The following is a 14,616-nucleotide window of genomic DNA, read 5'->3' on the forward strand; positions in this document are numbered from 1 at the left end:
CGGAGCGCAGGGCAGGCCGGGTCAGGCACTCCGTGCCCGGGACAACATGGCATCCAGGCGCTCGCTGTTGGCAACAATGGCATCAAGATAGTGGTTGCGGCCGCCGAACCAGACACTGGCATAGTGGTAGGCACCGGCAAAATCGCGCTCTATCCGTGGCCCCGCCACCCGGTGGATAAAGTCCGGGGTGCGGCGCATGAGGTCATCCCGGGACAGGTAGACGAGACCGTGGGTATAGGCACAACCATCCTTGCCAGCAAAGCCGCTGGCCTCGAACTCGTCGTACAGCTCTTGCCGGCACTTCTCCAGATAGTCCGGAGCAGCAAGCTGGGCCAGCAGGTCGGCGGTACCCAACAGCCCACCGAGTTGCCTTTCGGCGCCACTGGCCACGCGCACCGTTGCCGGGCTGCGAGTGCAGTTGGTGAAATGAATCAGGCGGGTACACAGGGGCGCCAGTGACTCCAGTCCGGCGGCCGGCAACTGCGCAGCAATCAGGGCAGCCCCGCGGGCAACGTGGGTCCGGGTATAGGCACCCCCAGTGCCGTGGCGGTTGTCCGCCCGCCGCCGCAGGTAACCCGAATCATGCAACAGTGCACAGGCGATACCGGCCAGCGCGAAGTCGGGGCCCAGGCTCCAGGTGTGGCCCCAGCGCAGCTCCCTCCCCGCCAGCAGTCGCGCCATCGCCAGGGTCACATCCAGAACATGTTCCGCATTGTGATAGCCAACTTCGCAGCCACGGTAGTCGGGGTGCCGCCCTTCGTAGAGTTGCCGGAACAGCGCCCCAAGCGGATCCAGTGGCTGCCAATCGGCATCGGGCCAGCAGCGTGCCAGTATCGAGTGCACCTCAGCCATGACAGCCGCGGCATCGCCCAGGCTCACGATATCGGCAACATCCCTCCGGGTGCTCGCAGTCATTCCCTGCAAGGGCCTACTCCTCGCTAATACCTGAGTCGAAACGACGACGTTGCAACAAGGTGGCCAGTTCTTCACCCTGTTGCTCCAGGACTTGCTCGCCCTGCTCCCGACTGGCGGCAAGCTTCGGCTGCCGGCGCGGTGCCGTGGGCAGGGCGCTTTCATCCAGCCCCAGCGCAAGCGTCGTGTCCTGCAGCTGTATCGTCGCTTCCAGGTTGTAGGCGTGGCGAGACAGGCCATGCTTGTCGACGATCACGAAGCGACGCGCCGCACGGCGCTCTCCCGGGTCAGAGGAGCCACTGAGGTAACAGCGGGTATCGGCAATCACCTTGCCGGCAAATTGTACGCCCTCGATCGCAGCCAGTGTGCGACTGCAATGCTGAATGAAAACCGGGGAGAACACTGTCCCCGGCATTTGCGTCACATGGTCGGCGTCTGCCGGCAGGCGGCACTCAAAGTGCCCGACAAGCATCTGGTCGGGCAGGGCCTCACCCACCATCCGTGCCAGTTCGATAGTAACGTCCCCAACAATGTAGCTGTGGACCGTGGGATTGACGCCCTCTGCCTGATACAGCTCGTAGTGACTGCCGATATGGAAAGCCGTGCGGATCACCGGCACGGTGTTGCCGTGGGACGCAGCGCGTGCAACCGCGTTATCCGCCACCACCAGCAGCATGAAGATAAACAAATCCCGGTTCGCGGCCGGGCCCAGCTGTCTATTCCAGACATAATAACCGTCACCGGTCGTAGTCCGCGAAAAGTGAATTTCAATGCCCTTGGACAGCAGCTTGTTATAGGCGGAATTGAACGAATAAGACAGGCTGTTGAGTTGGCTCGCCTGCTCGAAGGGCGTGAACAGGGAAAACTCGGCAATGTCAAACAGCAGCACGGCCCGGTCGCTGACATAACTGAGACCGTAGCGCTTGATCAGCTGCTCCACGGCATTCATGACCGGCGTCTCATCCGCCAGCGGCGCTTCAAGTTTGATGAATCCCGGCGCCACATCCAGCCGCTCGGCTATGGCAAAGAGCTCATCCCGCTGCTTGCGCCGACGGCCGGAGATGAGTTCGCGGACGAATGCCTCATTGTCGGAGCCGGCGACATCACCCACCCGGGCACAGTAGTTGCCGAGGAAATAATGGGGCACAAAGATCACCAGCAGGCCGCGCTCGTCAGCACTCCAGCAAAGCACGATATTCTGGCCCAGACGCCACTGCCTGCGCAGCGATGCCTCCAGCGATTTCAGGTTGCCGCGCTGGACGATGCTGATGGTATTTTCGACGCCACCATCGGACCCGGTACCCGGCGTTTCTCCGGAAGTAGCCATTCCACACTCGTTTTTGTCCGCCTTTGCCGGTAGCATTATAGAGCGCGGCAGAGGTGGAAGCCATGTGTTGTCGGCCCGCACCCGTACCAGGACCCTGAGAGAGGCCACTCTAATGATCTACCGTTTGCTCATGGGACTTGCGGCCATAGTCGGGCTCGGCGCTTGCCAGCAATACGACGTCAGTGTCAATGAACGGGTAGTCTACAGCCCGCGCCCACTGCTGACCGATTTCCGGATCGTCGATCCGGGCCTGCGCGACTGCGTGACGCGCACCATCAACGACAACAGGGTCAGCAGCGTCGGGCAGTTGCAGGAGCTCGAGTGCAGCGGCGCCAACGTGAGGAGTCTCGAAGGCCTGGGACACTTCTCCAGCCTGAGCCGGGTAGACCTGGCGGGTAATGCCATTGCCGATATCGGAGAGCTGCGGGTTCTGCTGGAGCTGCGCACACTGGTGCTGGACGACAACCGGATCGAGGATGCCAGCCCTCTGTATCGATTGCCTGAACTGGCGATCCTCAGCCTGAAAGGCAACGGCGGTTTGCGCTGTCCGGGCCCGGGACAGTTGCAGTCACTACAGCGGCTGACCCTGCCCCGCCACTGCAGGTAACCCCAGCCAGTCGAAACCCCGGTCCTGGGCGGCAAATACCACGCGCTCATCCAGAGGGCCGTAAACCGAAGCCAGCGCAAGCGCCGCCCGTTGCGGGCAATTGTTGTTTTCACTGATATGCGCCAGTACCAGATGTTGCAGCTTTTCGGTACCCAGCTGCTGCAGCAGCGCGGCTGCCTGGTCGTTGTTGAGGTGACCCCAGTCGCCCGCGACCCGCCGTTTCAGTGCAGGCGGGTAGCCGCCGCGACGCAGCATCTCCAGATCGTGGTTGAACTCCAGCACCAGCGCATCGCAGCCCCGGAAGCGCTCCACCACATGGCTGGTCACACTGCCCAGATCAGTCAGCACCCCGAGGCTGCGACCGCCGTGCCGCAGGCGGAACTGGCACGGCTCACGGGCATCGTGCGGGACCGCCACTGCCTCGACCTCAAGCTGGCCGATGTGGAAGCGGTGATCGCAATTGAACCGGACAACCTCGGGACAGCCCTGCAGGCGACCGCTGTTCCAGGTGCCCTGGGTCAGGTAAACGGGAACATTGACCTGGCGAGCCAGACGGCTGACCCCGGCGCTGTGATCACTGTGTTCATGGGTGACGAGGATAGCGCTCAACTGCTCCGCCTCCAGCCCCAGCAGGGCCAGCCGGCGCCGCGTCTCGCGCAGCGAAAACCCGCAGTCAATCAGCACGATGCTGTCGCCCGCAGCCACCACTGTGGCGTTACCCTTGCTGCCACTGCCAAGGGAGGCAAAGCGCAACACGGGCGCCGGCCTCAGTTAATGTTGCCTTTGAGCAGGGCCAGCAGCTCCTGTTCGTCCCGCTTCTCCAGCGGCCCGGCAGCGTCGTCAAGCGGTGCCAGGCGCACGGTGACTGCCCGCTCACCCTCGGCCGCCACGGTGACCAGAAACTCGCGATTGGCCAGCGTATCGTCATCGCTTCCCGAGAACAGCCGCGAGAACCAGCCCTGCTCTTCCTCGGCCTGTTCCCCGAGGTAGCGAACGAAGTAGGTACCCTCGCTGCGATCGCGGTCGGTGATCTCAAAGCGCGAATCTTCCAGGGCCTTGGCCAGAGCGGCCCAGGCACGGGTGAACGGCAGCCCCACCCGGATAAAGGTGTAGCCGGCATCCGCCTCCTCGAGCGAGATCTTGCCCTCGGCACTCATGGCGCGGTCTGCAATCATGGAGACCGGCGCGGAATCGGCGCTGTTGGCTATGAACTGGGCGACCGCGCGCAGCATCTCGCCCTCCTGGGCGATGTTGTCCGACAGGGACGGCCAGGTAACGCCATCCCCGGCCTGGTCCATCTGCAGTACATGCAGTTCACTGCTGCCGCGCTGGACCCCCTGCTCGATCCGGAAACGGAAGCGGGAGGCCATTGCCTGTCCCTCCAGCTCCAGCCAGTCGCTGTCAATGATACCGGCCTGGGCATCCACTCTCGCCACCGGAATACCCGCCGCGGCGAGAAAGCTGCGGACCTGTGGCCACAGCTGTCCCGGAGCGATCGCAATCAACGCCCAGCTCTCGTCACCAAGAGACTGGATACGAACCACATCTTCCCCGGCACCGGCCACCAGCGGAGTGGGTCTCGGCACCTCGAATTCACCGTCCAGGATCAGGTTGTCACGCACTGGCGGGATCGGGTAGATTTCCTGCAGCGCGGAGTCGTCCTTGCCTTCGGGCAGCTGGATAGGCGCCTGCTCCCGCGCCCGCTTGTAATCCTCGGAGGTGTCCGGAAACATGCCCTCCTCCCCGAATAAATAACTGCAGCCGCTGGCGCTGAGCACCAGTGTAGCGGCCACAAGCGCGCGCATGAAAACCCCGATACGTTCTGTCATTAAATTCCTGCTGCCTCCAAAGCTGCCAGGACCTGCGCATGGTAGCGCTCATCCAGTGGGGTCAAGGGTAACCGAATGCCCGACTCGATCAAGCCGCGCTCCCACATGGCCCACTTGACCGGAATGGGGTTGGCCTCGAGAAAAAGTGCCCGGTTCAAGCCCGAGAGCCGGTCGTTGATCAGGCTTGCCTGCTGGCGGTCACCCGCCAGCGCCAGCCGGCACAGTTCTGCCAGCTGCCGGGGAGCGATGTTGGCAGTCACCGACACATTGCCGTGACCACCGGCGAGGATCAACTCCATCGCGGTCGGGTCGTCACCGGAATAAATGGCAAATTCAGCGGGACAGCGAGCCTTGAAGTCCGGTACCCGGGACAGGTCCCCGGTCGCATCCTTGATGCCGATGATGTTATCCAGCTCCGCCAGCCGGACCACGGTGTCGTTGTCCATGTCGACCGCGGTGCGGCCGGGGACATTATAGAGAATCTGCGGAATGGACACCGCCGCGGCAATCGCCTTGAAATGCTCGTAGAGGCCACGCTGGGTGGGCCGGTTGTAGTACGGCGTTACCAGCAGGCAGGCATCGGCGCCATTGCGAGCAGCCGATGTAGTGAGCTCGATCGCCTCGCGGGTGGAATTGGCGCCGGTGCCCGCGATAACGGGAATGCGCCCGTTCACGTACTTGACACAATATTTGATCACCTCAAGATGTTCAGGCACGCTCAGGGTTGCACTCTCACCCGTGGTGCCCACTGCTCCAATGGCACTGGTGCCAGCAGTGATGTGCATGTCGAGCAGCCGCTCCAGGCTCTCCCAGTCGAGGCTGCCATCCGCATGCATGGGCGTCACGAGAGCGACGATACTGCCGGTAATCATTGAAAATCTCCAGAAATGTCCGCTGCTCGGTGGCCTGGCCAGAGGCGCCGGGAAATAAAGAGGGCAATTATCCATGCCGGGGCGAGGATAACAACCGGATTGCGCTAAAATGAACTGCTGCCCGGAAAGGCAGTCTCAAGCCTCTGAGACGGTGACGGAGTATATCATGAGACACATCCAGCGGATGCCGGGCCACGCGACCTGCTACCTGTTGCTGCCAATGCTGATTCTCCTGGCCGCCCCCGTGTCGGCGCAGGACCGGGTGTGGATCAGCGACCTGTCTGCCCTGGACCGCCAGTACATGACCCGGCAGCACACCAGCATTGACGACATTGCGCGCCGCCACTTCGGCCAGGGCTTCATTGGCCAGAAGGACAGGGATCTGGAGTTGCTGCAACGGCTGCTTGACAGCGGCCTGGTGCGCCCGAACCAGACTCGCGAGTTGCAGGCCATGGGGAAGATTCTGGGAGACCTGCTGGCAGACGAACTGGGCATGCACTGGGTCATTTATGAGGACAAGCAGGGGCGCAACCGGGCCCTGCGCTACCGGGAAACGGATAACTACCTGTTCCCCATGACCATGATTTCCCGCCGCCAGGAGGTCGCAAACCGAACCCCGGTGCGGGAGATATACCAGAGGGCCGTGGACGCGATCACCCCCCATCGCACCCCCTTGCCCTTCCAGTAGCCGGCTGGCAAATGCCAGGGGTGACGCGTAAACTGATGCTTCATCTGCCCTGGACCTGACACTGCATGAGCGAGCAAGCTGCCGGCCTGGAACTGCGGCGCGACGACGCTGCGCGCCAGACGGTACTGCATCTCCGTGGCGACTGGACCCAGGGTGCCGAGGTGCCACCCTTCCCCGAACTGCGAGCGCAACTCAATGCCGCTGTGCCGCGGCAACTGACCCTGGTCTGTAACGAGCTGGGCCAGTGGGATTCACTGCTCATGGCCTTTCTGTTGCAGTGCCACAACTACTGCCGGGAGCAGGACATTGAACTCCTGGACGCCGATCTGCCGGACAATGCCCGACGCCTGCTGAGCATTGCCACCTCCGTACCGCCCCGGCGCCCCGAGCAGGCTGCCAGCAAGCGCTGGTGGCAGGGAGGGCACCCGCTGGCAGTGCTCCGCGATCTGCTTGATGATCTGCGTCTGTCACTGGCATTTTTTGGCGATGTCTGCCTGGCCCTCTGGGCACTGCTGCGGGGCCGGGCCAATACCCGGTTCACGGATTTCCGCCACTTCTGCTATCAGGCGGGCCCGGATGCCTTCGCCATCATCAGTCTCACCAGCATTCTGGTAGGCATGATCCTCGGCTACCTGGGTGCCGTGCAGCTACAGCAGTTCGGCGCCGGCATCTATGTCGCGGACCTGGTAACCATCGGCCTGCTGCGGGAAATGGGCGTACTGATGACCGCCATCGTCATGGCGGGGCGCACGGGGGCGGCCTACGCGGCGCAGCTGGGCACCATGCAGGCCAGCGAGGAAATCGACGCCGTGCGCACCATGGGGATCTCCCCCGTCGAGTTCCTGGTTACCCCGCGGATTCTTGCGCTGGTGGTGATGATGCCGCTGCTGACCATCTATGCCAACCTCCTCGGCATCCTCGGCGGCGGCATCGTGGCCGGCGGCATGGGCATCTCCCTGCTGCAATACGCCAGCCAGGCCAGTGCCGCCGTCAGCCTGGCTCATATCGGCGTCGGCATGCTGAAAAGCGTGGTGTTTGCGATCCTGATTGCCATTGCCGGCTGTCGTTCCGGGATGCAGTCCGGGCGCGATTCAGCCGGCGTCGGCCAGGCAGCCACAGAGGCCGTGGTCACCTCCCTGGTCTACCTGATCGTGGCCGACGCGGCGATCAATATCCTGTTCCAGCACCTGGGCGTGTAATGAGCGACAGCGCACGCGAAGTCCATATCGAAGTCCGCAACCTGACAATGGCGTTCGGCAGCAATGTCATCCAGCGCGACCTCGACTTTGCAATTTACCGCGGCGACATTTTTGTCATCATGGGCGGCAGCGGCTGCGGCAAGAGCACCCTGCTCAAGCATATGCTGGGACTGATAGAACCCGCTGCCGGTGAAATACTCTATGACGGCGAGAATTTCACCCGCGCCAGCAACGTCGAGCGTGACATGATGCGTCGCGGCTGGGGGATCACCTATCAGTCCGGCGGCCTGTTCAGTGCCATGACCCTGGAGCAGAACGTCAGCCTGCCGTTGCAACTCTATACCGACTATACGGCGACGCAGGTCGCCGATGTGGTTGACTACAAGCTATCACTGGTGGGCCTGGGCGGGTTCCAGCGCTATTATCCCGCGGAGATCAGCGGCGGCATGCGCAAGCGCGCGGCGCTGGCCCGGGCCATTGCCCTGGACCCGCAAATCCTGTTTTTTGACGAGCCCTCGGCAGGGCTGGATCCGATCAGCTCACGGCTGCTGGACGACCTGATCCTGCAGTTGAAAGAGTCCATCGGCGCCACCGTGGTCATGGTGACGCACGAGCTGGAAAGTATTTTCGCCATTGCCACCAACAGCGTCTATCTGGACGCCAGCAGTCGCACCATGATTGACTATGGTGATCCGCGGCAGCTGCGCGACCGCAGCGAGCAGCCCGTCGTGCGCCAATTCCTGGCCCGCAGCGCTGCCGCAGGGGAGGATCAGGACAGTGAATGACGAACACCCGCACAGCGTCGCCATAGGCGGCTTCATTATCGGTGCGCTGCTGATTGCGCTGGCAACGCTGCTGTTTGTGCTCGGTTCCGGCGTAGGCGCCGAGCGCACCCGGGTAGTGATGGTATTCGACAGTTCAGTCAAGGGCTTGAGCGTCGGCGCCCCGGTGGCGCTGCGCGGGGTGGAGATCGGCCAGGTAACCGGGATCAACCTGATTCTCGACAGCGACACCGCCAACCTGATCATGCTGGTGGAGGCCGACGTGTCCAGCGCCAATGTGCAGAGTACCCGCCGCGCTTCGGAGGAAATGATCGACGACCTCATTGGCCGCGGCCTGCGCGCCCAGCTCAACCTGCAGAGCCTGCTTACAGGCCTGCTCTACGTGCAGCTGGACTTCCACCCGGAGACGCCGGTCCTGCTGGCCCAGATCGATAGCGAGTACACCCAGATTCCCACCATTCCCACCGGCCTGGAAAAATTCACCCGCCAGATCGAGTCGCTGGATATCGCCCAGATAGCCGCGGACGTGCAGAGCATCGCCGCCAGCATTGACCAGTTCATCGGCCAGGAAGAGTTCCGCCAGCTGCCGCAGGAACTGGGCAAGACCCTGGCCGGCATGCAGGCCCTGACCGCGGAGCTGCAGGCGGCCGTGGCCGGCGCGAGTCCGGGCCTGGAACAGGTACTGGCGAGCACCGACAGGCTGGTCAATCAGGCCAGCGATGCCTTGCCCGCGCTCAATACCATGCTCGACCAGAACCTGGCCACCCTGCAGGACGCGGCGGCCGCCTTTGAGAGAACCATGACCGAAATCGACGGTCTGGTGGCGCCAGACTCCGCCACAACCTACCAGCTCAATCAGGCCCTGCGTGAGCTGGCGCTGGCCGGGCGGGCGCTGCAGCTGCTGGCCAAAACCATCGAGGAGCAGCCGGAATCGCTGCTCCGGGGCAAAAGCGAGGACATGCCATGACTCCGATTCGCCTGTTCTGCGGTATTGCCGCGGCGCTATTGCTGGTGGCCTGTGGCAGCTCGCCGCAGCACAATTTCTACCTGCTCAGCGCCGAGTCCCAGGCAGTCGCCGGCGGCCAGTCGCCCTCGCTCGGTATCGGTCCGATCGAGATTCCGGAATACCTGAATCGCAACAGCCTGGTCTACAGTCGCGGCAGCAACCAGCTGCATATCGCCAGCTTCGAACGCTGGGCAGAGCCACTCGCCGACGGGATCCAGCGCGTGCTGGGGCTGAATCTGGCGGCGGAGCTGGGCACCCAGAATATCCGGCCCCATCCCTGGCAACGGACAGATGCGCCCGCCTATGCCGTGCAGCTCTGGGTGCTGTCGCTGGATGCAGCCGACCAGGCGGCGGAACTGGTGGTGGAATGGCGGGTGTCACGCCAGGGCGAGACCGGCACGCTGGAACGGCGCATCAGCCGCCTGTCGCAGCCACTGCCTGGCCCCGGGTGGCAGGCAGCGGATGCTGCCGGCGCCTACAGCAGGCTGCTGCAGGCGCTCAGTACGGAGATTGCGACGGTCATTCGCGCTGCCGAGGCGAGCGGCGACAGCTGATCAGAAGCCGTCGCTGCGCAGCATGGCGTCGGAGCCGCCGTCGACAAAGAACACCGAGCCGCAGACAAAATCAGCTTCATCGCTCAACATGAAGCGCATGACGTTGGCGATCTGGTCTGGCTGCGCCGCCTCCCCCCACGGTACGCTGGCGCCGAATTGGCGCATCAGGTCGCCGAGTTCGGGATCCTTGAACACCTGGTCTGCCAGCGGAGTCAGGGTGATGCCGGGCGCAACCGCGTTGACGCGCACACCGGCCTTCGCCCAGGCCACCACGTTGCGGCGCATCCACAGCACCAGCGCGCATTTGGAACCGGAGTAGACCGTCTGCCCGTGTTCGCCTTCAGCCACAGCCAGCGCCGCCGCCTCATCCCCGGCGAGAAAAGCCTGTACCAGGGGATGCGAGGTCTGGGTCATGGGCGCGGAGTTGGAACTTACCAGCAATACCGTGCCCCGGCGCTTGCCCAGCAGGTCCTGCAGGCCAGTGGCCAGGTCGACCGCACCGAAGTAGTTCACCGCAGCGATGGTGCGCGAGGGGGCGACCGGTGGCAGGCCAGCACAGGCGATAAAGCCGTCCAGGCCATCGGCCGCGCGTTCCCGCACTGCCGCCAGGGCCGCGTCGCGGCCACTGCTGATCGACAGGTCGGCGATGATGTCGCCCTCCTTGATATCAATGGAGATTACCTGGTCCCCGGCCCGCTGCAACTGCGCACGGAGGGCGGCGCCGATGCCGGTGGCACCGCCGGTCATTGCATACAATTTCATGCTGGTTGGTCCTCGTCTGGTCGTGGGAGGCTATTCTCGCCCAGCCCGGGGCGCAGTGGTAACCGCGAAGTCTGCATTGGTATACCCGCCTGTACAGAAGCTTGCCGCGCAGTCCGCAACCTTGCCTGCCCCGGAGGCGAATAGTACCCTGCAGGCCGCGTATCAGCGGAGTACATTGCATGAGCAACAAACCCCTGGCCCCGGCCATTGAGGGCTGGTTTACTCTGGACCAGCAGCCGCGGCTGATCGGCAGCCAGTGCTGCGCCTGCGGCACCTACTTCTTCCCCAAGCAGAACCGGTATTGCAAGAATCCGGACTGCGACAGCACCGAGTTCCGCGAGGTGCCGCTGAGTCGCACCGGGCGCATCTGGAGCTACACCAACGCCTGCTACCAGCCACCAGCGCCATTCGTCGCCGCCGACCCCTTCGAGCCCTACACCATCGCCGCGGTAACCCTGGAAGAGGAGCAGATGACCGTCCTCGGTCAGGTGGTTAGCGGGATTGCCGTGTCGGACCTGAAAGTAGGCATGGAGATGGAGCTGGTGCTGGAACCGCTGCACGAAACCGAGGAAGACATCAAAATGACCTGGAAGTGGCGCCCGCTTGCCAGCCAGGGAGGTCAGCACTGATGAGCAATGAAATCGCCATTATCGGCGCCGGCATGCACCCCTGGGGCAAATGGGGCCACAATTTCGTCGAGTACGGCGTGGCCGCGGCCCGCGAGGCCCTGGCAGACGCCGGCATCCCCTGGCGCGACGTCAAGTTCGTTTCCGGCGGCGCCACCATCCGCTGCGGCTATCCCGGCTATGTCGCCGGCGCCACCTTCGCCCAGGCCCTGGGCTGGCAGGGCTGCGAGGTCAACACCTCCTACGCCGCCTGCGCCTCCGGCTCCCAGGCCCTGGCGGCCGCCCGCAACAAGATCCTGGCCGGCGACTGCGAGGTCGCGCTGGTGGTCGGTGCGGACACGACACCCAAGGGCTTCCTAGCCCCTGCCGGCGGCTACCGTCCGGAGGACCCGGACTGGGTGCGCTTCTACCTGGGCATCACCAATCCCACCTACTTCGCTCTCTACGCGCGTCGGCGCATGGACCTGTATGGGGATACCCTGGAGGACTTCGCCGCGGTCAAGGTCAAGAACTCCCTGGTCGGCAGCAAGAACCCGCGCGCCCGCTACCGCAAGTGTTTCACAGCCGAGGATGTGGCCGCATCGGCCATGGTCGCAGACCCACTGCGATTGATGGACATCTGCGCCACCAGCGACGGCGGCGCCGCCCTGATCGTCTGCAGCCTGGACTACGCCAAGCGCATCGGCAAGGGTGACGCCCCGCGGATCGCGGCCATCTCCACCGTCACCCCCAGCTTCGCCAGTGCCGTGGTGGAGATGCCCGACATCGCCACCGATTCCGCGGCCGCAGCCGGCATTGAAGCTCACAGCTTCCGCGCTTCGCTACCGGTAAAAGCCTATGAGGAAGCGGGCATCAGCCCGAAGGATGTGGATGTGGCCGAAGTCTACGACCTGTCGACCGCGCTGGAGCTGGACTGGATCGAAGACCTGCAGCTGACACCGCGGGGAGAAGCCGCCCGGTGGCTGCGCCGGGGCGACACCGCCGTGGGCGGCAAGATCCCGGTAAATCCCTCCGGCGGCCTGGCCTGCTTCGGGGAAGCGGTTCCCGCCCAGGCCCTGGCCCAGGTCTGCGAACTGACCTGGCAGCTGCGCGGTCAGAGCGGCGACCGCCAGGTGCAGGGCGCGAGGGTGGGCATAACTGCCAACCAGGGCCTGTTCGGGCACGGCAGTTCGGTGATCGTGAAGCGCTGAAACCTTGATTGATCCGCTGTCTTGGGCAGCGTATTTTCTGGTATAAGCAGGTTCCGGGGGCAATACTGCGCCCCCCAGGCAGACAGGAGCCGGCATGAAAACCGTGGTCAGCATCAGCCTTGGCCCAGCGGGCCTCGATTTCGATTTCCGGACCCGTTTCCTCGGCAGGCGGCTGCGGGTCCTGCGCATTGGTACCGACGGCGACACCAGCAGGGCTGAGACACTACTGCAGGAATGGCAACAACAGGCCGATGCCATTGGCCTGGGGGCGGTGCGCGATCATCGGCAGGTGGGGGTGCGCAAGTACGAGCAGGCGCCAACCCGGCGACTGCTGCAGCAGGTCACCCGGGTGCCGGCGACCACGGGCGCCCGACTGCGGGACATCCTCCAGGAATGGTCCATCCGCCACACCCAGAGTACCCTGCCAGGTTTTTTCAACAACAGCCGCACGCTGTTCATGAGTGGCGCCGCCAGCTATCGCGCGGCGCAGATCCTGGCCGAATTCACCGATAACCTCGTGTTTGCCGACCCGGTCAGGGAACTGGGCATCCCCAAGTTCCTCACCTCACTGCCGGCGCTGGAACTGTATGTGGCCGGCACGCACCCGCTACTGAGCTGGCAGGCTCCACAGATACTGCGGCCGTCTCTCGCAGTGCTGCAGGAATGGAACCAGTTCCTGCTGCGCAAGGCACTGCACAAGGCCCACGTAGTCGCCGCCAGCTTCGATGAGCTCGCGCCCTTCGGGCTGGAGGAACTGGCGGGCAAGACAGTGCTCAGTGCCACCACTTCCAGGGAGCGGCTCGCAAGCCTGGGTGAACGGGGTGTCGACATGGTGGTGGACTACACCCCGGTGATCAGCGGCCGCCTGCTGGGAGTCAACGTGGTCGAAGCCATGATCATGGCCGCCCTGGGAAAACGCCCGGAAGAGCTCGGCAACGACGACTTGCTGGAGATCATCGAGAGTCTCGGGATCGAACCGCGCATACTCTACCCCGCGGGCTTCAAGCGCCGGAGTCGCTTCGCCTTCGTCATCCATCCCCTGTCGCAGCAGTACCTCGCCAAGGCCAGGCCACTGGACACTGTCGCCCGCTTCTCGCCACCACCGGTGATGGATGCACTGGAAAAAATTATGGCGTACTCGCCGCCCTTCACCTACTCGAGGGTGAACGGCATCAAGTCACCCACCGGTGCCGAGGCGGAGGGCTGGCTGATCACCGTGGGCGGCACCCCGAAAGAGATCATGGCGCACAGCCCCGAATTCACCTATCGGCGCCTGCTGGCCGCCGCCGAGATGGCGCGCCGGATGGGTGCCCAGATCATGGGCCTGGGCGCCTTCACCAAGGTCATTGGCGACGCCGGCATCACCGTCGCCAAGCGGGCGCCCCTGCCGATAACCACCGGCAACAGCTACAGCGCCTCGGGTGCCCTGTGGGCGGCCCACGAGGCCACCCTGCGGCTGGGGCTGGTGCGGGTGGGACCCAGCGGACGCATGGCGGGCAAGGCCATGGTAGTCGGTGCCACCGGCGCCATTGGCTCGGTCTGCGCCCGGCTGCTGGCGCGGGCGGTGGACGAGCTGTACCTGGTGTCTCCGGAGAGCGCCAAGCTGCTGGCCCTGAAGGAAACCATCGAGCACGAGACCGATAACAGCGCCCTGCACCTCATGGGTACAGCAGAGCGCCACCTGGACGACATGGACATGATCGTCACCGCCACTTCCGGCGCCGGCAAGAAGATCCTGGACATCATGCAGGTCAAACCCGGCTGCGTGATCACCGATGTGGCGCGACCGCTGGACATCCCCGCGGAAGATGTCGCCAAACGACCGGATGTGCTGGTGATCGAGTCCGGGGAAATCCGCCTGCCCGGCGAAGTGCGGATGAAGGACATCGGCCTGCCTCCCAACGTGGTCTTCGCCTGCCTGGCCGAAACCATCCTCCTGGCGCTGGAGGGCCGCTTCGAGAACTTCACCCTCGGTCGCCAGATCGAGTGGGAGAAGGTGCGGGAGATCTACCAGCTGGGCCTGAAGCACGGCATGCAGCTGGCAGCCATTTCCGGTGTCAACGGACCCTATTCAGACGCCGACCTGCAGCAGGTCCGGGAGCTGGCGCTGGCCGCGCGCGAGACGGCCGCCAGGCCCACGCCCAAACCCAGGTCCACGCCCAAACCCAAACCCAAGTCCAAGTCCAGGCCCCGGCCGGCGGCCAACAGTCGACGCCCGGCTCGAGGCAAGGGCTGAGCGACCCCGGACGTTACACGAACCCG

The 14,616-nt window shown here is 64.3% G+C and carries 15 protein-coding genes; 9 read left to right on the forward strand and 6 right to left on the reverse strand.

Annotation, left to right across the window (positions count from 1 at the left end; genetic code table 11):
- Positions 1 to 21: 21 nt before the first annotated feature.
- Positions 22 to 924 (reverse strand): hypothetical protein, encoded by a 903-nt coding sequence (locus RLO07_RS06830; protein ID WP_462291389.1) that lies wholly within the window; start codon positions 922 to 924, stop codon positions 22 to 24.
- Between the two features lie 4 nt (positions 925 to 928).
- On the reverse strand, positions 929 to 2,239 hold the full coding sequence (locus RLO07_RS06835; RefSeq protein ID WP_462291390.1) for a hypothetical protein: 1,311 nt from the start codon (positions 2,237 to 2,239) through the stop codon (positions 929 to 931).
- A 112-nt stretch (positions 2,240 to 2,351) separates the two neighbouring features.
- Here RLO07_RS06835 and RLO07_RS06840 point away from each other — a divergent pair, with 112 nt between their 5' ends.
- Positions 2,352 to 2,846 carry a hypothetical protein gene (locus RLO07_RS06840; RefSeq protein WP_462291391.1) on the forward strand — a complete coding sequence of 165 codons (495 nt, stop codon included), beginning with the start codon at positions 2,352 to 2,354 and terminating at the stop codon, positions 2,844 to 2,846.
- On the opposite strand, the gene RLO07_RS06845 is transcribed toward RLO07_RS06840, so the two are convergent.
- The 3 genes from RLO07_RS06845 to dapA are packed head-to-tail and all read right to left on the reverse strand — an operon-like array spanning position 2,811 to position 5,547.
- Positions 2,811 to 3,602 carry an MBL fold metallo-hydrolase gene (locus RLO07_RS06845; RefSeq protein ID WP_462291392.1) on the reverse strand — a complete coding sequence of 264 codons (792 nt, stop codon included), beginning with the start codon at positions 3,600 to 3,602 and terminating at the stop codon, positions 2,811 to 2,813. The two genes, RLO07_RS06840 and RLO07_RS06845, sit on opposite strands and share 36 nt — an antisense overlap.
- 11 nt (positions 3,603 to 3,613) lie before the next feature.
- The gene (gene bamC / locus RLO07_RS06850; RefSeq protein ID WP_462291393.1) at positions 3,614 to 4,675 is read right to left on the reverse strand and encodes an outer membrane protein assembly factor BamC; all 1,062 of its coding nucleotides are present in this window, start codon (positions 4,673 to 4,675) and stop codon (positions 3,614 to 3,616) included.
- Positions 4,675 to 5,547 (reverse strand): 4-hydroxy-tetrahydrodipicolinate synthase, encoded by an 873-nt coding sequence (gene dapA, locus RLO07_RS06855; RefSeq protein ID WP_462291394.1) that lies wholly within the window; start codon positions 5,545 to 5,547, stop codon positions 4,675 to 4,677. The genes bamC and dapA overlap by 1 nt, the downstream gene beginning before the upstream one ends.
- A gap of 166 nt (positions 5,548 to 5,713) precedes the next feature.
- On the opposite strand from dapA, the gene RLO07_RS06860 reads away from it, so the two are divergent.
- The 5 genes from RLO07_RS06860 (at position 5,714) to RLO07_RS06880 (ending at position 9,776) form a co-directional block, all read left to right on the forward strand.
- A complete protein-coding gene (locus tag RLO07_RS06860; RefSeq protein ID WP_462291395.1) occupies positions 5,714 to 6,235 on the forward strand; it encodes a DUF3806 domain-containing protein in 522 nt (173 codons plus the stop codon).
- Positions 6,236 to 6,300: 65 nt separating this feature from the next.
- Complete coding sequence (locus RLO07_RS06865; protein WP_462291396.1) at positions 6,301 to 7,434, forward strand: ABC transporter permease; 1,134 nt, start codon at positions 6,301 to 6,303, stop codon at positions 7,432 to 7,434.
- On the forward strand, positions 7,434 to 8,219 hold the full coding sequence (locus tag RLO07_RS06870) for an ABC transporter ATP-binding protein (protein WP_462291397.1): 786 nt from the start codon (positions 7,434 to 7,436) through the stop codon (positions 8,217 to 8,219). The genes RLO07_RS06865 and RLO07_RS06870 overlap by 1 nt, the downstream gene beginning before the upstream one ends.
- The gene (locus RLO07_RS06875) at positions 8,212 to 9,183 is read left to right on the forward strand and encodes an MlaD family protein (RefSeq protein ID WP_462291398.1); all 972 of its coding nucleotides are present in this window, start codon (positions 8,212 to 8,214) and stop codon (positions 9,181 to 9,183) included. Before RLO07_RS06870 ends, RLO07_RS06875 begins: the two co-directional genes overlap by 8 nt.
- The gene (locus RLO07_RS06880; RefSeq protein ID WP_462291399.1) at positions 9,180 to 9,776 is read left to right on the forward strand and encodes a PqiC family protein; all 597 of its coding nucleotides are present in this window, start codon (positions 9,180 to 9,182) and stop codon (positions 9,774 to 9,776) included. Before RLO07_RS06875 ends, RLO07_RS06880 begins: the two co-directional genes overlap by 4 nt.
- Here the strand turns inward: RLO07_RS06880 and RLO07_RS06885 are convergent, their stop codons facing one another.
- Entirely contained in the window at positions 9,777 to 10,538 is a 762-nt protein-coding gene (locus tag RLO07_RS06885; protein WP_462291400.1) for an SDR family oxidoreductase, read from the reverse strand. It abuts the gene before it with no gap.
- Between the two features lie 179 nt (positions 10,539 to 10,717).
- On the opposite strand from RLO07_RS06885, the gene RLO07_RS06890 reads away from it, so the two are divergent.
- From RLO07_RS06890 to RLO07_RS06900, 3 genes are all read left to right on the forward strand, one after another.
- Positions 10,718 to 11,167 carry a Zn-ribbon domain-containing OB-fold protein gene (locus RLO07_RS06890; RefSeq protein WP_462291401.1) on the forward strand — a complete coding sequence of 150 codons (450 nt, stop codon included), beginning with the start codon at positions 10,718 to 10,720 and terminating at the stop codon, positions 11,165 to 11,167.
- Positions 11,167 to 12,354 carry a lipid-transfer protein gene (locus RLO07_RS06895; protein WP_462291402.1) on the forward strand — a complete coding sequence of 396 codons (1,188 nt, stop codon included), beginning with the start codon at positions 11,167 to 11,169 and terminating at the stop codon, positions 12,352 to 12,354. Before RLO07_RS06890 ends, RLO07_RS06895 begins: the two co-directional genes overlap by 1 nt.
- Positions 12,355 to 12,448: 94 nt before the next feature.
- Complete coding sequence (locus RLO07_RS06900) at positions 12,449 to 14,590, forward strand: hypothetical protein (protein WP_462291403.1); 2,142 nt, start codon at positions 12,449 to 12,451, stop codon at positions 14,588 to 14,590.
- The last annotated feature ends 26 nt before the right edge of the window (positions 14,591 to 14,616 follow it).

This window comes from Haliea sp. (genome assembly GCF_040221975.1).
GTDB lineage: Bacteria > Pseudomonadota > Gammaproteobacteria > Pseudomonadales > Halieaceae > Haliea.

Excerpts from the sequence above, each read along its gene's own strand:
- RLO07_RS06835 (WP_462291390.1), bottom strand. The coding sequence starts at position 2,239 with ATGGCTACTTCCGGAGAAACGCCGGGTACCGGGTCCGATGGTGGCGTC.
- RLO07_RS06840 (WP_462291391.1), top strand. The coding sequence starts at position 2,352 with ATGATCTACCGTTTGCTCATGGGACTTGCGGCCATAGTCGGGCTCGGC.
- bamC (WP_462291393.1), bottom strand. The coding sequence starts at position 4,675 with ATGACAGAACGTATCGGGGTTTTCATGCGCGCGCTTGTGGCCGCTACA.
- dapA (WP_462291394.1), bottom strand. The coding sequence starts at position 5,547 with ATGATTACCGGCAGTATCGTCGCTCTCGTGACGCCCATGCATGCGGAT.
- RLO07_RS06860 (WP_462291395.1), top strand. The coding sequence starts at position 5,714 with ATGAGACACATCCAGCGGATGCCGGGCCACGCGACCTGCTACCTGTTG.
- RLO07_RS06865 (WP_462291396.1), top strand. The coding sequence starts at position 6,301 with ATGAGCGAGCAAGCTGCCGGCCTGGAACTGCGGCGCGACGACGCTGCG.
- RLO07_RS06870 (WP_462291397.1), top strand. The coding sequence starts at position 7,434 with ATGAGCGACAGCGCACGCGAAGTCCATATCGAAGTCCGCAACCTGACA.
- RLO07_RS06880 (WP_462291399.1), top strand. The coding sequence starts at position 9,180 with ATGACTCCGATTCGCCTGTTCTGCGGTATTGCCGCGGCGCTATTGCTG.
- RLO07_RS06885 (WP_462291400.1), bottom strand. The coding sequence starts at position 10,538 with ATGAAATTGTATGCAATGACCGGCGGTGCCACCGGCATCGGCGCCGCC.
- RLO07_RS06890 (WP_462291401.1), top strand. The coding sequence starts at position 10,718 with ATGAGCAACAAACCCCTGGCCCCGGCCATTGAGGGCTGGTTTACTCTG.
- RLO07_RS06895 (WP_462291402.1), top strand. The coding sequence starts at position 11,167 with ATGAGCAATGAAATCGCCATTATCGGCGCCGGCATGCACCCCTGGGGC.
- RLO07_RS06900 (WP_462291403.1), top strand. The coding sequence starts at position 12,449 with ATGAAAACCGTGGTCAGCATCAGCCTTGGCCCAGCGGGCCTCGATTTC.